Origin of the sequence: Amycolatopsis sp. MtRt-6 (genome assembly GCF_017308975.1) — a bacterium.
Lineage (GTDB): Bacteria > Actinomycetota > Actinomycetes > Mycobacteriales > Pseudonocardiaceae > Amycolatopsis.
Genome location: NZ_JADWPD010000005.1, coordinates 117,518 through 136,240 on the forward strand (window position 1 = coordinate 117,518; position 18,723 = coordinate 136,240).

The 18,723-nt window shown below is 73.7% G+C and carries 19 protein-coding genes; 9 read left to right on the forward strand and 10 right to left on the reverse strand.

The window, feature by feature from the left end; genetic code table 11:
• Entirely contained in the window at window positions 1–783 is a 783-nt protein-coding gene (locus I4Q55_RS11180; RefSeq protein ID WP_206786749.1) for an L-histidine N(alpha)-methyltransferase, read from the forward strand.
• Window positions 784–865: 82 nt separating this feature from the next.
• Here I4Q55_RS11180 and I4Q55_RS11185 read toward each other — a convergent pair whose 3' ends face one another.
• Complete coding sequence (locus I4Q55_RS11185) at window positions 866–4,111, reverse strand: tetratricopeptide repeat protein (RefSeq protein ID WP_206786751.1); 3,246 nt, start codon at window positions 4,109–4,111, stop codon at window positions 866–868.
• A 240-nt stretch (window positions 4,112–4,351) separates the two neighbouring features.
• Window positions 4,352–5,080, reverse strand: coding sequence for an alpha/beta fold hydrolase (locus I4Q55_RS11190; protein ID WP_206786753.1), 729 nt, complete (start codon window positions 5,078–5,080; stop codon window positions 4,352–4,354).
• 46 nt (window positions 5,081–5,126) lie between these two features.
• On the opposite strand from I4Q55_RS11190, the gene I4Q55_RS11195 reads away from it, so the two are divergent.
• The 3 genes from I4Q55_RS11195 (at window position 5,127) to I4Q55_RS11205 (ending at window position 8,114) form a co-directional block, all read left to right on the forward strand.
• On the forward strand, window positions 5,127–6,380 hold the full coding sequence (locus I4Q55_RS11195; protein ID WP_206786755.1) for a cytochrome P450: 1,254 nt from the start codon (window positions 5,127–5,129) through the stop codon (window positions 6,378–6,380).
• Window positions 6,380–7,273: a LysR family transcriptional regulator gene (locus I4Q55_RS11200; RefSeq protein ID WP_242545743.1), complete on the forward strand. Its 894-nt coding sequence runs from the start codon at window positions 6,380–6,382 to the stop codon at window positions 7,271–7,273. Before I4Q55_RS11195 ends, I4Q55_RS11200 begins: the two co-directional genes overlap by 1 nt.
• A 94-nt stretch (window positions 7,274–7,367) precedes the next feature.
• Window positions 7,368–8,114, forward strand: a complete 747-nt coding sequence (locus I4Q55_RS11205) for an SDR family NAD(P)-dependent oxidoreductase (protein WP_206786759.1) — start codon at window positions 7,368–7,370, stop codon at window positions 8,112–8,114.
• Between the two features lie 17 nt (window positions 8,115–8,131).
• On the opposite strand, the gene I4Q55_RS11210 is transcribed toward I4Q55_RS11205, so the two are convergent.
• Complete coding sequence (locus I4Q55_RS11210) at window positions 8,132–8,944, reverse strand: carbon-nitrogen hydrolase family protein (RefSeq protein ID WP_242545744.1); 813 nt, start codon at window positions 8,942–8,944, stop codon at window positions 8,132–8,134.
• The gene (locus I4Q55_RS11215; RefSeq protein ID WP_206786762.1) at window positions 8,941–9,720 is read right to left on the reverse strand and encodes a DUF1295 domain-containing protein; all 780 of its coding nucleotides are present in this window, start codon (window positions 9,718–9,720) and stop codon (window positions 8,941–8,943) included. Before I4Q55_RS11215 ends, I4Q55_RS11210 begins: the two co-directional genes overlap by 4 nt.
• Before the next feature lie 30 nt (window positions 9,721–9,750).
• Between I4Q55_RS11215 and I4Q55_RS11220 the strand changes: the two genes are divergently transcribed.
• Window positions 9,751–10,962, forward strand: a complete 1,212-nt coding sequence (locus I4Q55_RS11220) for a threonine synthase (protein WP_206786765.1) — start codon at window positions 9,751–9,753, stop codon at window positions 10,960–10,962.
• On the opposite strand, the gene I4Q55_RS11225 is transcribed toward I4Q55_RS11220, so the two are convergent.
• Complete coding sequence (locus I4Q55_RS11225) at window positions 10,959–11,312, reverse strand: arsenate reductase family protein (protein WP_206786766.1); 354 nt, start codon at window positions 11,310–11,312, stop codon at window positions 10,959–10,961. The two genes, I4Q55_RS11220 and I4Q55_RS11225, sit on opposite strands and share 4 nt — an antisense overlap.
• A gap of 53 nt (window positions 11,313–11,365) precedes the next feature.
• Here I4Q55_RS11225 and I4Q55_RS11230 point away from each other — a divergent pair, with 53 nt between their 5' ends.
• On the forward strand, window positions 11,366–11,959 hold the full coding sequence (locus I4Q55_RS11230) for a TetR/AcrR family transcriptional regulator (protein ID WP_206786768.1): 594 nt from the start codon (window positions 11,366–11,368) through the stop codon (window positions 11,957–11,959).
• Window positions 11,956–12,576 (forward strand): enoyl-CoA hydratase/isomerase family protein, encoded by a 621-nt coding sequence (locus tag I4Q55_RS11235; protein ID WP_206786770.1) that lies wholly within the window; start codon window positions 11,956–11,958, stop codon window positions 12,574–12,576. Before I4Q55_RS11230 ends, I4Q55_RS11235 begins: the two co-directional genes overlap by 4 nt.
• 132 nt (window positions 12,577–12,708) lie before the next feature.
• Here I4Q55_RS11235 and I4Q55_RS11240 read toward each other — a convergent pair whose 3' ends face one another.
• From I4Q55_RS11240 to I4Q55_RS11255, 4 genes are all read right to left on the reverse strand, one after another.
• Window positions 12,709–13,974, reverse strand: a complete 1,266-nt coding sequence (locus tag I4Q55_RS11240) for an RNA polymerase sigma factor (protein WP_307793182.1) — start codon at window positions 13,972–13,974, stop codon at window positions 12,709–12,711.
• Between the two features lie 5 nt (window positions 13,975–13,979).
• Window positions 13,980–14,330 carry a YciI family protein gene (locus I4Q55_RS11245; RefSeq protein ID WP_206786776.1) on the reverse strand — a complete coding sequence of 117 codons (351 nt, stop codon included), beginning with the start codon at window positions 14,328–14,330 and terminating at the stop codon, window positions 13,980–13,982.
• An 84-nt stretch (window positions 14,331–14,414) separates the two neighbouring features.
• Entirely contained in the window at window positions 14,415–15,293 is an 879-nt protein-coding gene (locus I4Q55_RS11250; protein ID WP_206786781.1) for a M48 family metalloprotease, read from the reverse strand.
• Window positions 15,294–15,434: 141 nt separating this feature from the next.
• Window positions 15,435–15,806 carry a YciI family protein gene (locus I4Q55_RS11255; RefSeq protein WP_206786785.1) on the reverse strand — a complete coding sequence of 124 codons (372 nt, stop codon included), beginning with the start codon at window positions 15,804–15,806 and terminating at the stop codon, window positions 15,435–15,437.
• Between the two features lie 171 nt (window positions 15,807–15,977).
• Here I4Q55_RS11255 and I4Q55_RS11260 point away from each other — a divergent pair, with 171 nt between their 5' ends.
• Both I4Q55_RS11260 and I4Q55_RS11265 read left to right on the forward strand, forming a co-directional pair.
• Entirely contained in the window at window positions 15,978–17,060 is a 1,083-nt protein-coding gene (locus I4Q55_RS11260; protein ID WP_206786787.1) for an exo-alpha-sialidase, read from the forward strand.
• A 3-nt stretch (window positions 17,061–17,063) separates the two neighbouring features.
• On the forward strand, window positions 17,064–17,348 hold the full coding sequence (locus I4Q55_RS11265) for a ubiquitin-like small modifier protein 1 (RefSeq protein WP_206786793.1): 285 nt from the start codon (window positions 17,064–17,066) through the stop codon (window positions 17,346–17,348).
• Here the strand turns inward: I4Q55_RS11265 and I4Q55_RS11270 are convergent.
• Window positions 17,323–18,711 carry an MFS transporter gene (locus tag I4Q55_RS11270; RefSeq protein WP_206786794.1) on the reverse strand — a complete coding sequence of 463 codons (1,389 nt, stop codon included), beginning with the start codon at window positions 18,709–18,711 and terminating at the stop codon, window positions 17,323–17,325. The two genes, I4Q55_RS11265 and I4Q55_RS11270, sit on opposite strands and share 26 nt — an antisense overlap.
• Window positions 18,712–18,723: the final 12 nt, after the last annotated feature.

Genomic DNA, 18,723 nt, shown 5'->3' on the forward strand with positions numbered 1-18,723 from the left:
ATGGACACCGCTTACGTGCACGGATACACCGCACCCGAGGCCCGCCGCCTCGGCGACCAGGCCGACACCCTCGCCGAACTCCTGCACGCCGGGACGGCCTACCCCGCCGGCAGCCGCGTGCTGGAGGCCGGCTGCGGCGTCGGCGCCCAGACCGTCCACCTCGTCGCCCGCAGCCCGGGCGCGCACCTGACGGCGGTCGACGTCGAAGAAGCGTCCCTCGCCCAGGCGCGGGAACGCGTGAGCGGCGTCGATTTCCGGCAGGCCGACCTGTTCGCCCTCGACGGCGAGTACGACCACGTCTTCGTCTGCTTCGTCCTGGAACACCTGCCGGAGCCGGAGAAAGCCCTCGCGCACCTGAAGACCCTGCTGCGGCCGGGCGGCACGATCACGGTGATCGAAGGCGACCACGGGTCGGCGTTCTTCCACCCGCGCAGCGAGGCCGCCCAGGCCGCGATCGGCTGCCTCGTCGGGCTGCAGGCCGGCGCCGGCGGCGACGCGCTCATCGGACGGCGCCTCTATCCGCTGCTCACCGGCGCCGGATTCGCGGAGGTCAGTGTCGCGCCGCGCACGGTTTACGCCGACGCGTCGCGACCCGATCTGGTCGCCGGGTTCACCCGCGACACCTTCACCGCGATGGTCGAAGGCGTCGGCGAAACCGCCGTCACCCACGGGCTGATCACGCGGGAGCGCTGGGACCACGGCGTCGCGGACCTGCACCGGACCACCCGCGAAGACGGCACCTTCCACTACACGTTCTTCAAGGCCACCGGGAGCAGGCCGTGAGGCCCCGGCTCGCCGGCAGCACCGACGTCGTCGACCGCGACCGCCAGCGGCTCGAACACGACCTGGCCGGCCGCGAACCCGATCACCGCGAGACGCGTTCCAAGGCCGTCAGGTGGTTCCGCACCCGGATCGCGCCGGGCAGGCCTTCCCCGGCGTAACAGGCCAGCGCCCGCTCCCAGTGCGAGCGCGCGGCTCCGGAGTCCCCGAGTCCATAGTGGACTTCGCCGAGCCCGCAGTGGGCGCGGCCCTGTTCCGGACGGCAGCCGGTTTCCTTCGCCACGGCCAGTGCTTCGCGGTGGTACCGCAGCGCCTCCGCGGCGGCGCCGCGGGCGGCGGAGAGGCTGCCCAGGCTGTTGAGCACGCGGGATTCCACGCCGCGGTCGCCGCATTCCCGGGCCAGGCTCAGCGCCTCTTCCAGGTGCTGGGCCGCCTCCGGGTAGCGGCCCTGCGCCAGCCGCACGTCACCCAGGTGCTTCAGCGAGATGCTGCGGTTGGGCGGGCTTCCGGTCTCCTGCGCGATTTCCAGCGCCCGCTCCAGGTGTGCCGCGGCTTCGGCGTACCGGCCACGCGCGTGCTCGACGTCGCCGAGGATGCCCAGGGCGTACCCCTCGCTGACCCGCACGCCCATCGCGCGCAGGTGCCCCAGCCCCTCGTCCAGGACCCGCGCGGCTTCGTCGTGCCGGCCGAGCGCCGACAGCGTGTCGCCCAGGTTGACCAGCGCGTAGCCCTCGCTCGTGCGGTCGGCGGTGTCGCGGGCCAGTGCCAGCGCCTCTTCGAGGTGTCCGATCGCTTCGCCGTAGCGGCCGATGCCGCGGCAGGAACAGCCGAGCACCACCAGGACCAGGCCTTCGCTGGTGCGGTCGCCCGTCTTCCTGGCCAGGTCCAGGGCTTCCGTCGAGTACCGGATGCCGTCGGCGAACCGGCCCAGCGCGCGGCAGACGAGACCCAGGGTGTTGACGGCGTGGAGCTCGGTGCGCCAGTCGCCGGTTTCCCGGGCCAGGACAAGCGCCTCCTCCAGGTACCGCAAGGCTTCCGGCGACCGGCCGACGCGCCAGTGGCCCAGCGCGATCAGGATGAGCGGCTCCGCCTCGGCCACACGGTCCCCGGCGTCGTGCGCCAGCGCCGACGCGTGCGTGTGCAGCACCAGGGCTTCCTCGTGGTAGCCACCGACGTCGAGGTAGTGCCACAGGATCCCGGAGAGCAGCCGCAGGTGGTCGGGCCAGTCGTGGCGCGTCGCGTGCGCGGCGACCGCCAGCAGGTTGCGGCGCTCGGCCTCGAGCCATGCCTGCGCGTCGATCACCTTGACGTCGGGTTCGGGCACGCGCGGCCGCAGGTGCCGTTCCTGCGGCAGGACGACGTCCATGGCCTGCCCGGCCGAGGAGACGTAGAAGTCGAACAGCCGCTGCTGCGCGTCGCGGCTTTCAAGAGGGTCGGCGGCCGCGAGCTCGGCGGCGTAGACGCGCAGCAGGTCGTGCAGCTGGACGCGGTCGTCGCCGGTCTGCTGCGCGAGGTGGGCGCGCACCAGGGCGCCGGCCAGCCGTTCGGCCTCCGGCAGCGGGACGCCGGCGAGCGCGGCCAGCGCGGGCGGCGTCAGGTCGCGGCCCGGGTGCAGGCCGCAGAGCCGGAACACGCGGGCGGCGTCGGGCGCGAGGTGGCGGTAGGACCAGGAGAACACGGCGCGGACCGCGGTCAGCGGGTCGCCGCCGCCGTCGAGCAGGTCGAGCCGCCGCCGTTCGTCGGCGAGTTCCGCGGCGAGATCGGCCAGCCGCTCCCCCGGTCTGCTCAGCGCCAGCTCCGCGACCAGCCGCAAGGCCAGCGGCAGCCGGGCCGCGTAGCCGATCAGCGCCGCGGTGGCCTCGGGTTCGCCGTCGACGCGCGGGCCGAGCAGCGCGCGCAGCAGGTCACGGGCTTCGGCCTCGGTGAGCAGGTCGACGAGCACGCGCCGGGCGCCGTGGCGGGCGACCAGCCCGGGCAGCGCGTCCCGGCTGGTCACCAGGACCAGGCAGGTCGGCGAGCCGGGCAGCAGCGGGCGGACTTGCCCGACCGCGTTCGCGTTGTCCAGCACCAGTAGCATCCGCCGTCCGGTGAGCGCGGTGCGGAACTTGGCCGCACGCTCGTCCGGCTCGGCGGGGATGTCCGCCCCGGGGACGCCGAGGGCACGCAGGAAGCCCGACAGCGCGTCGCCCGGGTCGACCGGCCGGACCGTGCCGTAGCCGTGCAGGTCGAGGTAGAGCTGGCCGTCCGGGAACTCCCCGGGCGAGCGCCGCGCCCAGTGGACGGCGAGGGCGGTCTTGCCGACCCCGCCGGTGCCGGACAGGACGGCGATGCGCGCGCTCGTGTCGCCTTCGTCGCGGTGCAGCAACGCGTCCAGCTCGGCCAGCTGGGCGGTGCGGCCGCGGAAGCCGGGGACGTCCGCGGGCAGCTGCGCGGGCACCCGGGCCGGCGGCTCCGGCGCGGCGAAGTCCTGCCGCAGCACCTGCCGCTGGGCCGCCCGCAGCTCGGGGCCGGGTTCGAGGCCGAGCTCCCCGGCCAGCCGGCGGCGCACCTCGGCGAAGACGTCCAGCGCGGCGGCCTGGCGCCCGGACGCGGCGAGCGCCAGCATCAGCTTGGCGTGCGCGGACTCGTTCAGCGGCTCCTCGGCGGTCAGCACCCGCAGCTGCACGGCCGCGTCTTCGGGCTCGGCGACGTCGGCGTAGGCCATGACCGCCTTGGCGCGTCGCATCGCCAGCGCGAGCCGGGCCGGGTGCTGGCGCAGCCGTTCGACGTCGGCGAGCGCCGGGCCGCGCCAGAGCTCGAGGGCTTCCTTGAGCGCGGCCCGCTCAAGGAGCGCTTCGAAACGCAGCAGGTCGAGCTCGTCCTCGCCGGCCGCGAGCCGGTAGCCGCCCTTGTCCGTGGCGATCAGGTCGGCGGGCCGCAGCGCCCGCCGCAGCCGCGCCACGTAGGTGTGGAGCAGGTCCAGGCACGACGGCGGCGGCTCGTCCCAGATGACGTCGACGAGGTCCTCGCGCCGGACGGTCCGGTTCGGCCGCAGGGCCAGCAGCGCCAGCAGTAGGCGCTGCTTCTCCGCGCCGATCTCCACGGCCTCGGTGCCGCGCGTCACCGTCAGCGGGCCCAGCACGCCGATCCGCACGGGGTCCGGCGGGGCTTCGGCCAGCGCTTCCCGCAGCTTGCGGGCCGTCTCCGGCCGGGGCCGCCGGACGCTGCCGAGCTCGGCGTTGCGCACCGCGCGCAGGCTCAGCCCCGCGCGCTCGGCGAGCTGGGCCTGGGTGAGGCCGGCGAGCACACGCCGGTCCCGCAGCCATCCGGCGAACGACGGGCCTTCCTCCACAGGCGTCCTCTCCTGCGTCCCCGAGCGGAACGTACCTCTCCAGCATCACGATCGTGCCGCCCGAGATGTACCACCGATCGGCGAAGATAACCGTTTCCGCAGGTACGGACCGTGACAGCGGCGGCGAGCACGAGTACAGGCGCTCGTCCACCGCGCTTTCCTAGGCTTTCTCGCGTCCGGTGGTGGCGAGGGGTTCGCGGAGCAGCCGTCGCGTGGGGTACGACGGCTGCGCCCGGACCGTCACACGCCGAAGCGCTTGAGCAGGGCCCGCACGGCGGCCGGGTCCTCGACGTGGGCGTTGTGCCCGAGGCCGGCGAGCGTGACGGCGCCGGGGTCGAGCGCCCGCAGCTGCTCCGGACGGCTCATCGGGTCGTGCTCGCCCGCGGCGAGCAGCACCGGGCAACGCGCCCCGGCCAGCAGGGCCGGCATGTCCGGCGCGCCGAGGCCGAACGCGGCCGGGTCCATCGCGAGGCGCCAACCTCCCTCGGTCTCGCGAAGCCCGGCCGGGTCGGCCGGCGCGATGCCGAGCAGCCCGGACACCTTCAGGTAGGCCTGGTCGGCGTCTTCCCGCGTCGCGAACACCCGGGCCGGCTTGGCGGCGAACGACGCGGCGCGGTTCAGGTCGTCCTGGCTCCACTCGACCTTCACGCCCAGGGCCAGCACGCCGGCGACGTCGACGTCGTAGCGGTCGGACGCCAGCTCCAGCGCGAGCACGCCACCGAGCGAGTGGCCGGCGACGACCAGCGGCCGGTTGTCCGGCAGCGCCCGCGCGACCGCCGCGGCCAGCGTCCGGAAGCTGTAGTGCGGCAGCGGCGCGGACAGGCCGTGCCCGGGCAGGTCGGGCACGAGGACGCGCCGGTCGAGCAGGACGGAGAAGTGGTCCCAGACGGCGCCGGTCGCGCCGAGGCCGTGCAGGAGGAGGACGGCCGGTTCGCCCTTGCCGCCGATGCGCATGTTGAGCGTGTCCATCCGCGCAGCCTCCCAAATTGTCGGTGGTCGCGGCTAGGGTCGGCGCGTGGCGATCACCGATCCGGACACCTACGTGCGAGGGGTCCCGTACGACGAGCTGGCGCGGCTGCGGCGCGCCGGCCCGGTGGTGCGCGTCGACGACTTCTGGGCCGTGCTCGGGCACGCCGAGGTGCGGCGGGTGCTGCGCGACCCGGGAGTGTTCTCCTCACAGCTGGGCGGGACGCAGATCCGCGACGCGGCGGATCTCGCGTACGTGCGCCGGATGATGCTCAACATGGACCCGCCGGAGCACGGCAGGCTGCGTGGCCTGCTCACGAAGGCGTTCACCCCGCGCGCGGTCGCGAAGCTGACGTCGCAGATCGAAAGCTGGGCGCGGGAGCTGGTCGCGGCGGTCGCCGATCGCGGTTCGTGCGACTTCGCCGCCGTGGCGGCCGACCTGCCGCTGCGCACCCTGGCCGGGGTGTTCGGCGTGCCGGAACAGGACCGGCGGCTGATGTACGACTGGAGCAACCGCGTGATCGGCTACCAGGACGCCGAATACGCGGTCAGCTCGACGGTTTCCGTCGCCGAGGTGAGCGACCTCGCCCGGGCGGCGCTCGCCGTCCGCCCGGCACCGGGGCCGGACGGGTCGATGCCGGACCCGCGGACCCGGGCGGGCATGCCGGATCTCTACGCGTACGCGAACGCTTTGGGCGAGTACAAGCGTTCGCATCCCGGCAACGACGTGATGAGCAACCTGATGCGGCACGTCGGCGAAGACGGCGGGCGCGTCTCGCTCGCCGAGTTCGAGAACCTGTTCTGGCTGTTCTCGGTGGCCGGCAACGAAACCCTGCGCAACGGTCTGCCCGGCGGGCTGCTCGCCCTGCTCTCCCACCCCGCGGAATACCGGCGGCTCCTCGAAGACCGGTCGCTGCTGCCCTCCGCGGTCGAGGAGATGCTGCGGTGGTGGACGCCGGTGACGCACTTCCGGCGCACGGCGGCATCGGACGTCCGGCTGTCCGATGTGGACATTGCCGCCGGCGACAAGGTGGTGGTCTGGTTCTCGTCGGCCAACCGGGATCCCGCGGTGTTCCCTTCGCCGGACACCTTCGACATCGGCCGGACCCCGAACGACCACCTGACCTTCGGCCACGGGCCGCACTTCTGCCTCGGCGCCCACCTCGCGCGGGTGCAGATGCGGGCCATGTTCGACGCGGTGCTCGACCTGCTCGGCCACGTTTCCCTGGCGGGGCCTCCCGTGCGGCTGCGGTCGAACTTCCAGAACGGCCTCAAGTCGCTGCCGATCCGGTGGGGCCGCTGATGGAGATCCGGGAGCTGCGCACGTTCGTCGCGGTCGTCGAGGCGGGCGCGATGTCGAAAGCGGCGCGGCAGCTGCACGTCAGCCAGCCGGCGCTGTCCCAGACGATCACCGCCCTCGAACGGCGGCTCGGCGTCCGGCTGCTGGTGCGCACCAGCACCGGCGTCCAGGTCACCGACGCCGGGACGACACTGCTCGGCGAGGCCCGGGCCGTGCTGGCCCGCCACGACCAGGCACTCGCCGCCATGGCCCGGCACACCGCGCCCGGCAGCGGCGTGCTGCGCGTCGGCGTCCCCCTGGAACTGCCACCCGGCCTGCTGCCTTCGGCGCTCGCGCGGCTGCCGGACACGCGGGTGCAGGCGCGGCACCTGTCGTCGGTGGCGCAGGTGGCCGCGTTGCGGGCCGGCGAGCTGGACGTCGGGCTGGTCCGCGAGCGCCCGCCCGGGCCCGACCTGGACGCCGTCCTCGTGGTGACCGAGGACGTCGGCGTCCTGCTGGCCGCGGACCTGGCCGAGAAGCTGGGTTCGCCGGTCCGGCTGGAGGACCTGGCCGGCCTGGAGTGGTTCGCCTTCCCGCGTGCGGGCAGCCCGGCCTGGTACGACGAGCTGGCGGCGATCCTGCGCAGCCACGGCCTCGACGTCGGCCCGGAGGTGCCGGAGGAGCAGCGGCTGATCGTCGAGCTCAAGATTCCGGCGGTCAGCGCGGGCGGGGCGTACGCCTTCGCGCCGCCCGAGTGGCCGTACCCGCTGCCGGACACGGTCAGGTGGGTGCCGCTGGCCGGCACCCCGATCGTCCGGCGCACCTGGGCCGTGTGGCCGGCGACGTCGCACCGGCGTGACGTCGCGGAGTTCGTCGCGGCGCTGGAAGACCATCAGCGGAACGGATCGGAGGTATAAGGAGGGACGAACGCAGTTTGGGAAGCCCCTTGCGGCGGCCTCGCTTGAACCCTGCGACCGGGGAAAACCCCCGGAGTTGCGGAGGAGTTGGGCGATGACTGCAGAACTGGCCGGGTCGACGGCACTGGTGACCGGCGGGACGAGCGGGATCGGCCGGGCGACGGCGGTCGCGCTGGCTCGGCTCGGCGCGCACGTGGTGCTGTCCGGCCGGGACGCCGGGCGCGGCGCCGAAGTCGTCGAAGCCATTCGCGCGGCGGGTGGCAAGGCCGACTTCGTCGCGGCGGAGCTGACGGACGCCGCGTCGGCGCGGGCCCTCGCGGACCGGGCACGCGAGGTCGGCGGGCCGATCGACGTGCTGGTCAACAACGCCGGCGTGTTCCCCACCGGGCCGACCGCGGAGTTCCCGGAGGCGGACTTCGACACGGTGTTCGCGACGAACGTGAAGGTGCCGTTCTTCCTGGTCGCCGCGGTGGGGCCGGAGATGGCGGCGCGCGGGCACGGCGCGATCGTCAACGTGTCCACGATGGTCGCGCTGCGCGGCATGGCGGGCATGGCGGTCTACGGCGCGTCAAAGGCGGCGATCGAGCTGATGACGAAGGCGTGGGCGGCGGAGTTCGGGCCGTCGGGCGTGCGCGTCAACGCGGTCAGCCCGGGCCCGACCCGCACCGAGGGCACGGCGGCCTTCGGCGACGGCCTGGACAGGCTGGCGGCGGCGGGCCCGGCGGGCCGCGTGGCGTCCCCGGAGGAGATCGCGGCGGCCATCGCGTTCCTGGCGGCGGGCGACGCGAGCTTCGTCCACGGCGCGATCCTGCCGGTGGACGGGGGCCGGCTGGCGGTGTGAGCGCGCGCGGGACGGCGTCACCTCACGAAAGTGACGCCGTCCCGCGGCCGCTCGTCCACGGTCAGCGAGAACACGTCCGGCCGCGCGTAGTGCCCCGAGACGTCGAGGCTGTGCCGCGCGGCGACGATCTCCGTCAGGTCGATCTCCGCCTTGATCAGGCCTTCGCCGTCGCGCAGCGGGCCCGCCAGCACGTCGCCGAGCGGGCCGACGATCACGCTGCCGCCGCGGAACGGGTCGTCGCCCGCCGGCTCGTACGGGCACGCCGAAACCACGAAACACCGGCCTTCGTCGGCGATGTGGCGCATCGACGCCTGCCAGACGTCGCGGTCGTCCGCCGTCGGCGCGCACCAGATTTCGACGCCCTTCGCGTACATCGCCGCTCGCAGCAGCGGCATGTGGTTCTCCCAGCAGATCGCCGCGCCGGCGCGGCCCGCCGCCGTCGGGACCACCGGGAGCGTCGAGCCGTCGCCGCGGCCCCACACCAGGCGTTCGCGGGCCGTCGGGACCAGCTTGCGGTGCTTGGCCACCAGCCCCTGCTCCGGGTCGAGGAAGACGACCGTGCTGTACAGCGTCGAACCGTCGCGCTCGATGACGCCGACGACCAGGGTCGCGCCGGTCCACGCCGCGAGCCCGGCCAGCTCCGTCACCTCCGGGCCGGGCACGGTCACCGACGCGCCGAAGTACTCCACGAACGGTTCTTCGCGCGGGTAGCCGCCGAGGACGGCCTCGGGCAGCACGACCAGGTCGGCGCCGCGGATGTCGTCCTCGAAGGCCAGGACACGCTCGATCGGGACACCGGTCGCGATCTGCAGGGCGGCGACGACCGTCATCCGCGCACCGGCCACGGGACCACGGCCGACGTCCGCCGCTGGTAGTCCGCGTACTCGGGGTAGCGGGACTTCGTGATGCTCTCGGTGAACCGTGTCGAGCCGACGAACAGCAGGGTGAGCAGCACCGCGCCGACGACCGTCCACTCCAGACCGCCGGCGACGACGCCGAACGCGGCGATCGCCCACCACTGCGCCTGCTCGAAGAAGAAGTTCGGGTGCCGCGAGTAGCGGAACAGCCCGGCCTGCAGGAACCGCGTCGGCGCGCGGCCCGCGTGCTTCTCCCGGTGGAACGCCCACTGCTGCTGGTCGGCGACCGTCTCGCCGACCAGGAAGGCGGCGAACACCACCGCGACGCCGACGTCCGCGACGCCGAACTCGCCGGGGTGCTCCAGCGCGGTCAGCGCCGGCAGCGTGATCAGCAGCAGGATCACGTTCTGGTACAGCGAGATGAAGAAGAAGTTGAACACCTGGAACTGCCACGGCGCCATCCGCGCGCGCAGCACGGCCCACCGGTAGTCTTCACCGCCGGGCGCGTAGCCGCCCTTGCGGGCGAAGTTGAACGTCAGCCGGGCGCCCCACAGCGCGACCAGCGCGAACATGACGTCGAGCCGCGCGTCGGCGAACCCGGCGGCGCCGGCGAAGATCCCCACGTAGGCCACCGGCACGATCGACCAGATCCGGTCGACCCAGGAGTACTCCCTGGTCAGCAGGGATACCAGCCAGGTGCCGAGCGTGACCCCGGCGAAGACGTACAGGCACACCCGCAGCGCGTCCATGTGCTCACTTTAGGACCTAAGATCGGCTCTGTGCCGTACTCGTTCCTCAGCCACCTGGAATGCTCGCGGACCGGCGAACGCCTGGCCGCCGACACCGTCCAGGGCCTGTCCCCGGCCGGCGCGCCGCTGCTCGCGCGCTACGACCTCGACGGGGTTCGCGAAGCCGTGACGCCGAAGGAGATCGCCGGGCGGGAACCGACGCTGTGGCGCTACCACGAGGTGCTGCCGGTGCGGTCGCCCGAGCACGTCGTCAGCCTCGGCGAAGGCATGACGCCGTTGCTGCGGCTGCCGCGCTACGGCCGCGAGCTGGGCCTGTCACGCCTGTGGATGAAGGACGAAGGCCTGGTCCCGACCGGCACGTTCAAGGCGCGCGGCGCCGCGGTCGGTGTCTCGCGGGCGGCCGAGCTGGGCGTGCGCGGGATCGCGATGCCGACGAACGGCAACGCCGGCGCCGCGTGGGCGTTGTACGCGGCGCGCGCGGGGCTGTCGAGCCTGGTCGCGATGCCGGACGACGCGCCGGCGATCACCCTGCGCGAGTGCGTGGCCGCCGGCGCCGAGCTGTACCGGGTGGCCGGTCTCATCGGGGACGCGGGCAAGCTCGTCGCGGCGGCGGCCGGGCGGCGTCCCGGGGTGCAGGACGTCTCGACGCTGAAGGAGCCGTACCGCATCGAGGGCAAGAAGACGATGGGGTACGAGATCGCCGAGCAGTTCGGCTGGCGGCTGCCCGACGTCATCCTCTACCCGACCGGCGGCGGGGTCGGCATCATCGGGATCCACAAGGCGCTGCTGGAGATGCGGGAGCTGGGCTGGGTTTCCGGTCCGCTGCCCCGGCTCGTCGCCGTCCAGGCCACCGGGTGCGCGCCGATCGTCACGGCGTTCGCGCGCGGCGAGCGGGAGAGCACGCCGTTCCCGGACGCCCGGACGGTCGCCTTCGGCATCACCGTACCCAAGGCGCTGGGCGACTTCCTCGTGCTCGACGCCGTCTACGCGACCGGCGGCACCGCGGTCGCCGTCACCGACGAGGAACTGCTTGCGGCGCAACGGGAACTGACCTCTTACGAGGGCACCTTCGTCTGCCCCGAAGGCGGAGCGTGCTTCGCCGCGCTACGGCACCTTCGCGAGTCCGGATGGCTCGAGGGCGGCGAAGACGTCGTCGTGCTCAACACCGGCGCCGGGATCAAGTACCCGGAGACGGTGCCCCTCGACGTCCCGCTCCTGGCGACGACCGACGAGATTCCTTAAAGGACCGAACGCACGGTTTCGGGGTCGCGGGCGACGACCGTGGTGCCGTCGTCGGCGGTGATGATCGGGCGCTGGATGAGCTTGGGGTGCGCGGCCAGCGCGTCGAGCCACTTCGGCCGGTCTTCGGGCGTCCGGCCCCAGGTCTTGAGGCCGAGTTCCTTCGCGACGGGCTCGGCGGTGCGCGTGATGTCCCACGGTTCGAGGCCGAGGCGCTCCAGGACGGCTTCGAGTTCCGCCACGGTCGGCGGGTCCTCGAGGTAGCGGCGCACGGTGTACTCCGCGCCGGCCTCGTCGAGCATCGACACCGCGGACCGGCACTTCGAGCACGCCGGGTTGATCCAGATCTCCACGGCGGCAGCCTACCGCCCTGGTTTTGGAGCACGTGTTCTGTTACGGTCGCGGCATGCCCCGCCCCCGCGTTCACGACCTCGACGCGCTGCTCGACGTCGCCGAGCGGCTCGTCGCCTCCTCGACGGACGTGACGGTGCGTGGCCTGGCGGCGGCCGCGGGTGTCCCGAACGGGACCATCTACCACGCGTTCGGGTCGCTCAGTGCCCTGCTGGCTCAGGTCTGGCTACGCGCGGCGACGGCGTTCCTCGACCTGCAGACCTCCCGCGTGGAGCAGGCTTCGTCGCCGGTCGAGGCCGTCGTCGCGGCGGCGGACACGCCCGCGGAGTTCGCGTTGCTGCGTCCCGACGGGGCGCGGATGCTGCTGAAGGTGCGGAGCGACCGGCTGTTCGGGCCGGAGCTGCCCGACGAGCTGGCGGAAGCACTGCACGCGGTGGACAAACGCCTGGTCACCCTGCTGGTCCGGCTCGCCCGGCAGGTGTGGGGCCGCGGCGACGGACTGGCCGTCGAGGTGATCACGACGTGCGTCGTCGACCTGCCGACGGCGTTCTTCCGGCGTGACATCACCGATCCGCTGGTGCGGGAAAGGCTGGCCGCCGCGGTGCGGGCGGTGCTGACCGTGCCCCCTCGAGAAAAGGACCGACCGTGACCGTTTCCGTGCTCGACCTGGGCGACGGCGAAAACCGCTTCTCGCCGGACTGGCTGCAGCGCGTCCATTCCTTTTTGGACGGTGTCGACGGCGCGCTGCTGACGACCGGAGGCGGCAAGTTCTATTCGAACGGCCTGGACCTCGAATGGCTGACGGCGCACAGTGACCAGGCCGGCCGGTACGTGGCGGACGTCCAGGAGCTGTTCGCCCGGGTGCTGACGCTGCCGGTCCCGACGATCGCGGCAATCAACGGCCACGCGTTCGGCGCGGGCGCGATGCTCGCGATGGCGCACGATTTCCGCGTGATGCGCGCGGACCGGGGTTATTTCTGCTTCCCGGAAGCGGACATCAACATCCCGTTCACGCCGGGCATGGCGGCGTTGATCCAGGGGAAGCTGACGCCGTCGGCGGCGATGGCGTCGATGACGACGGCCCGGCGGTTCGGCGGCTCGGAGGCGGCGGAGATCGGGCTGGTGGACGAGGTCGCGGCCGAGGGCGAAGTGGTGAAGGTGGCTCGCACCCGGGTGGAGGGGCTGGCGGGGAAGGACCGCGGAACGCTGGGCGCGATCAAGGCGACGATGTTCGCACCGGCCGTGGCCGCGCTGCGGGCGGCGTAGGCCTCCGGCCCCCGGTGTCCAGCTTACCGGGGGCCACCGACAATTCCGGGTGGTCGCCGGCCGGGCGGGTGACCCGGCTCCGCAGGCTCAAGCGCTCGCCGCCGGAACTGTCGGTGGCTCCCGGTAAAATGGCTACCGGGGGCCGGAGGCCAGCCGCCCCCGCAGATGCAGCCTCTCCGGCTCGGTTCCGGCGAGGGACAACGCCTCCCGGTACGCCTCGGCCGCTTCCTCGAACCGGCCCAGCCGGCTCAGCAAATCCCCCCGAGCCGCCGGAAACGGGCTGTACTCCCGCAACCGCGGCTCCCCCGCCAGTCCCTCCAGCAACGCCAATCCCGCTTCCGGCCCGTCGCGCATCGCCACCGCCACCGCGCGGTTCAGCTCCACCACCGGCGATGGCGCCAGCCCGCGCAGCACGTCGTACAACGCCACGATCTGCGGCCAGTCCGTGCCCGCCACGTCCGGGGCCTCGTCGTGCAGGGCCGCGATCGCCGCCTGGACTCCGTACCTTCCCGGGGGCCCGCCGGTCAGCGCCGTCACCACCAGTGCCGCGCCCTCCTCGATCATCGGGCGGTCCCAGCGGGTGCGGTCCTGGTCGTCGAGGAGCACCAGGTCGCCGTCCGGGCCCGTGCGGGTGTCCCGGCGGGCGTGGATCAGCAGCATCAGCGCCAGCAGGCCCGCCACCTCGCGCTCCCCCGGCAGCAGGCGGCGCAGGATGCGGGCCAGGCGGATCGCCTCCTCCGCCAGGGCCGGCCGCTGCAGGTCCGGCCCCGAACTCGCCGCGTAGCCCTCGGTGAAGATCGAATACACCACCTGCAGCACGCCCGGCAGCCGCCCGGGCAGCTCGGCCGCGTCCGGGACCCGGAACGGGATCCGCAGCGCGCGGATCCGGTTCTTCGCGCGCACGATCCGCTTGCCCATCGTCGCGCTCGGCACCAGGAACGCCCGCGCCACCTCCGGGGTCGTCAGCCCGGCCAGGCAGCGCAACGTCAGCGCCGCGCGGTCCTCGGCCGGCAGCGCCGGGTGGGCGCACGTGAAGAACAGCTGGAGCCGTTCGTCCGGGAGGTCGCCGTCGCCGGACGACGGCGGGGCGGGCGCCGCGCGGTCGGCCTCGACCTGCAGGACCGCGAGCCGGGCCGCGTAGGCCTGGTCGCGGCGCAGGCGGTCGACCGCCTTGCGCCGGGCCGTGGTCATCAGCCAGGCGCCCGGTTTCGGCGGCACGCCCTCGGCCGGCCAGTGCACCAGCGCGGCCTCGATCGCCTCCGACGTCACCTCCTCGGCCAGGTCGAGGTCGCCGAACCGGCGGACGAGCGCGGCGAGCAGCAGCCCGCGCTCCTCCCGGAACACCGCCTCGAGCGTCAGCCCGGAAGCCCCGGCCGGCGCGCCCGCCCGCCCCGCCACCGCCGTCAGCCCTCGTAGCCGGCGAGCGGCCGCACCACGATCGACCCGCCGTCGCGCGAGCCCGGGCAGCGCGCCGCCCAGTCGAGCGCGACGTCGAGGTCCGGCACGTCGACGACGAAGTAGCCGCCGAGCACCTCGCGGGATTCGGCGAACGGGCCGTCGGTGACGATCCGCTCGCCGTGCTCGTCCACCCGGACCGTGGCGGCCGTGGTGAAGTCGGCGAGCGAGTCGCCGCCGACGTAGACCCCGGCCTCCTTGAGGGACTTGTCGAACAGCATCCAGTCCTCGGGCGTGCTGCAGCCGGTGGGCGCGCCGTCGGCGTCGAGCGAGGCGTTGATCAGCATCAGGTACTTCACGGGATCCTCCAGTGGCTCGGTTGCCGTACGCCACCACTACGAACGGCGGCCGGTCCGTTGGACACACCTTCGCAGAAAAATTTCTCAGCCTCGGAAACCGCGGTCCTTCAGCCGCTTGATCCGGTCGACGTGGGCGGGATGCCCGGCCAGCAGCCGGGCCCACATCCGCCGCTCGTCGCCGCCGCTCGCCCGGATCCACTCCCGGAACAGCGAGATCAGCTCCGGGCCGTAGCCCAGCCGCGCCGCCACCAGGTCGGCCCGGTACTCGCCGAGCCGCTTCGACCAGGCCAGCACCGGACCGAGCAGGGGCGCCAGCAGCAGCCACGGGTCGAGGAAGGCGAGCGCGGTCAGGATGCCCAGCGACAGCAGCACGGTGACGAGCACGGCGACCGACCGCCCGAAGGCGGCGAACGCGCGCCCGACGTACGGGACGGCCAGCGCGACCAGCCGGAGCAGGCGCGTCAGGAGCCGGGCCGGCAGCTCCAGCCACCAGACGTACAGCGAAATCCGCGTGTGCCCGGCGAGGTGGTGGCCGAGCTCGTGCGCCAGGATCGCCTCCAGGCTCGGCGGCGGCAGCTCCAGCGCGGTCCGCGTGACGGCGACGGTCCGGCCGCCCGCGGCGAAGGCGTTGAGCTCGCGGGAGCGGTCGACCCACAGGCGGTAGCGGTCGCCGTCGACCCCGGCGGCGGCGCAGACGGCCTGCCAGCTCGGGGTCAGCCGCGCGAGCTCCCGCGTGGTCGGCTGCCGCATGCCGAAGGTCAGCGGCAGCAGGAAGTGTTCGACGGCGGGCACGAAGGTGATCCCGCCGAGCAGCGCCCAGCCGGCGGGGAGGGCCCAGAAGTACGGGGGCCAGACGAGCTTCCCGGCGACGGCGAGCACGAGCAGGCTGCCGGCGACGACGGGCACCGCGAGCACGACGGCGAGCGCGGCGGACAGGTCGGGCCGGGCCCGGTCTCCGCTCAAGTCCGCTCCCCTCCTGACGGCCGGCACCCACCCTGGCCCGAACCGGGCCCGGCGCACAACGCCCATCCGCGGGACAGCGAAGACCGCGTTGCCGGTGGCGCCGGTGACCGGGTACGTCCGGCCCGGCGCCACCGGGCGACGTCAGTCCTGCGTCGGCAGCTCGTCGAACTCGACGACCTGGCGGATCTCCACCTCGATCTCCTGGTCGAACAGCTCGACGTACCGCTTGGCGAACTCGACGGCCTCGGCCCGGTCCGCCGCGTTGATCAGCGCGAACCCGCCGATGACCTCCTTGGCCTCGGCGAACGGGCCGTCGGTCACGCGGATCGCGGCACCGCGCGGCTTGCGGACCAGCGAGCCCTTCTCCGTCGGGTGGACGCCCTCGGCGGTGATCAGGATGTCCTTCTCCGCCGACTCCTGGATGAACGCGCCCATCTTCTCGATGAACTCCTGGCTGGGGTTCCACGACTGCGGGTCGCGCTCGTCGACCCGGTGCATCATGAGAAACCGCATGTGTGCTCCCTGGTGTTCGTCGGCCGGGGTCCGGTGCGTTCCCGGACGCGGTGACCGGCCTTCACCCCCGCGTCGAACGGCCTCGGCGGGCGTTCGACATTTCCCCGGGGAGATTTTTCCGGCAGAGTACCTGTGACCTGAGTCACCCGGCGAACCGGAGGAAGATCCCGGATGTCCGTTCTGCTCGCGATCGGTACGCGCAAGGGTCTGTGGCTGGCCACCAGCACCGACGACCGGGCCACGTGGGAGGTCACCGGCCCGCACCACCCGATGACGGAGGTGTACGCGGTCGGCATCGACACCCGCCGCGCCACCCCGCGGCTGCTGGCCGGGGTCACCAGCGAGCACTACGGGCCGAGCGTCGCCACCAGCGACGACCTGGGCGCGACCTGGGCCGAACCCGACCACGCCCCGATCGCGTTCCCGGCGGACACCGGCGAGTCGCTGGCCAGAGCGTGGCAGCTGGTGCCCGGCGCGGCGAGCGAGCCGGACGTCGTCTACGCCGGCACCGAGCCGTCCGCGCTGTTCCGCTCCACCGACGGCGGCCGCACCTACGAGCTCGTCCGCGGCCTGTGGGACCACCCGCACCGCGAGCACTGGACGCCCGGGGGCGGCGGCAAGGCCATCCACACCGTGCTCCCGCACCCGACCGACGCCGCCCGCGTCACCGTGGCGATGTCGACCGGCGGCGTCTACCGCACCGAGGACGGCGGCGAGTCCTGGCAGGCGAGCAACACCGGCATCAAGGCGGTCCACGTGCCCGACCCGTACCCCGAGTACGGCCACTGCGTGCACAAGGTCGCGCGGCACCCGGCCGAACCGGACCGGCTGTTCGCCCAGGTCCACCACGGCGTCTACCGCAGCGACGACGCGGGCGCGACCTGGCAGTCCATCGCCGACGGCCTGCCGAGCGACTTCGGCTTCCCGATGGTCGTCCACCCGCACCGGCCCGAGGTGATCTACACGTTCCCGCTGGTCGCCGACGTGATGCGGTTCCCGCCGGACGGCCGCTGCCGGGTGTACCGCAGCGAAGACGCCGGCAAGTCGTGGGAGGCACTCGGCCAGGGCCTGCCGGACGGGTACTGGGCCGGCGTCATGCGCGACGCGATGTGCACCGACGACGCCGACCCGGCCGGGGTGTACTTCGGCTCGCGGACCGGTGACGTCTACGCCAGCCGCGACGACGGCGACAGCTGGCAGCTCGTCGCGGCACACCTGCCCGACGTGCTGAGCGTCCGCGCCGCGAGGGTGTGACCCGTGCGGATCACCGTGCTGCTGCCCGGGGTACTGCGGGAGAAGGCCGGCGGCGACTCCCGGCTGGCCGTCGACGTCGCCGAGCCGGCCACGCTCGGCGCCCTGCTCGACGCGCTCGCCGAGCGGTACCCGGCGCTGGAACGGCGGCTGCGTGACGAACAGGCGGGGCTGCGCCGGTACGTCAACTTCTACGTCGACGGCGAGGAGTGCCGCCACCGCGGCGGCACCGAGGCGGTGCTGAAGGCGGACACCGAAGTGCAGATCATCCCGTCGGTCGCGGGAGGCTGAGCTCGTCGAACAGGGTGGCCGCCCGGTGCGCCGTGGCGGCCGCCCGGCGGCCCGTGCCGAACAGCGCCAAGGCGACGAGACCGGTCCCGAGCCCGGCGACCAGCCACCACACGCCGTGCGCGGAACCGGCGAGCGCGACACCCAGGGTGGTGCCGGTCTGCCGGCCCGAAGACGCCAGCGAGGCCGCCACCCCGGCCATCGAGCCCGGCATCCCGGAGACGGCGGTGTTGGTGATCGGCGGGTTGACCGTGCCGAGGAAGACGCCGAACAGCAGGAAGGTCGCGAGCACCACCGGCAGGGGTGTCGCCGGGCCGAGCCACGCGGCCGCGGCGCCGCCCGCCGCCAGCGCCGTCCCGGCGACGACCAGCGGCCACCGCGGGCCCCGGGTGCCGACCACGCGTCCGGTGCGCGGGGACAGCACGAGGACGGCCAGCCCGACCGGGAGCAGGCACAGCCCGGCCGCCGGCGCCGTCATGCCGCGCGTCTCCTGGAGGTACTGGGTGGCGACGAAGAGGAACACCCCGAACCCGCACAGGGCCAGCAGCGCCATGAGGATCGCCGAGCTGAACGGGATGCTGCGGAACAGCCGCGGTTCGAGCAGCGGATCGGCGCGGCGCGGTTCGTGGCGCAGGAGGCCCAGGACGCCGAGGCCGGCGACGGCGAGCAGGCCGAGGATCCCCGGTGACGTCCAGCCCAGCCGGTGCGACTCGATGAGGGCGAAGACGACGCTGCCCAGCACCAGCAGCACGAGGACCTGCCCCACCGGGTCGAAGCGGCGGGCGCGCGGCGCGCGCGACTCGGGCACGAACAGGCTGGTGGCGACGAGCGCGGCGGCGGCGATCGGCACGTTGACCCAGAAGACGGCCCGCCAGCCGAAGCCGTCGACGAGCACGCCGCCGAGGATCGGCCCGAGCACCAGCGCCAGCCCGGACATCGAGCCGAACACGCCGATGGCGCGGGCGCGCTCGGCCGGCGCGGGGAAGGTGGTGGCGACGATGGCCATCGCGACCGGGTTGAGCATGGTGCCGCCGGCGGCCTGCAGCGCGCGGGCGGCGATCAGCCAGCCGATGCCGGGCGCCAGGCTGCACAGCAGCGACCCGAGGCCGAAGACGGCGAGCCCGCACTGGAAGACGCGACGGCGGCCGAACCGGTCGGCGGCCGAACCGGCGAGCACCAGGAACGCGGCCAGCACCAGCGTGTAGGCGTCGACGGTCCACTGCAGGCTCGCCACGGAAGCGCCCAGGTCACGGCGGATCGAAGGCAGGGCGACGGTGACGATGGAGATGTCCATCACCACGACGACGATGCCGGCGCAGCAGATCGCGAGCACCAGGCCTGGACGGCTTGTGGTCGGAACGGTCATGCCGTCGACGCT

What these genes read in the sequence shown, in the direction of transcription:
- I4Q55_RS11180 (WP_206786749.1), top strand. Translation starts at nt 1, where the DNA reads ATGGACACCGCTTACGTGCACGGATACACCGCACCCGAGGCCCGCCGC.
- I4Q55_RS11190 (WP_206786753.1), bottom strand. Translation starts at nt 5,080, where the DNA reads ATGGACACGCTCAACATGCGCATCGGCGGCAAGGGCGAACCGGCCGTC.
- I4Q55_RS11200 (WP_242545743.1), top strand. Translation starts at nt 6,380, where the DNA reads ATGGAGATCCGGGAGCTGCGCACGTTCGTCGCGGTCGTCGAGGCGGGC.
- I4Q55_RS11205 (WP_206786759.1), top strand. Translation starts at nt 7,368, where the DNA reads ATGACTGCAGAACTGGCCGGGTCGACGGCACTGGTGACCGGCGGGACG.
- I4Q55_RS11210 (WP_242545744.1), bottom strand. Translation starts at nt 8,944, where the DNA reads ATGACGGTCGTCGCCGCCCTGCAGATCGCGACCGGTGTCCCGATCGAG.
- I4Q55_RS11215 (WP_206786762.1), bottom strand. Translation starts at nt 9,720, where the DNA reads ATGGACGCGCTGCGGGTGTGCCTGTACGTCTTCGCCGGGGTCACGCTC.
- I4Q55_RS11230 (WP_206786768.1), top strand. Translation starts at nt 11,366, where the DNA reads ATGCCCCGCCCCCGCGTTCACGACCTCGACGCGCTGCTCGACGTCGCC.
- I4Q55_RS11255 (WP_206786785.1), bottom strand. Translation starts at nt 15,806, where the DNA reads ATGCGGTTTCTCATGATGCACCGGGTCGACGAGCGCGACCCGCAGTCG.
- I4Q55_RS11260 (WP_206786787.1), top strand. Translation starts at nt 15,978, where the DNA reads ATGTCCGTTCTGCTCGCGATCGGTACGCGCAAGGGTCTGTGGCTGGCC.
- I4Q55_RS11270 (WP_206786794.1), bottom strand. Translation starts at nt 18,711, where the DNA reads ATGACCGTTCCGACCACAAGCCGTCCAGGCCTGGTGCTCGCGATCTGC.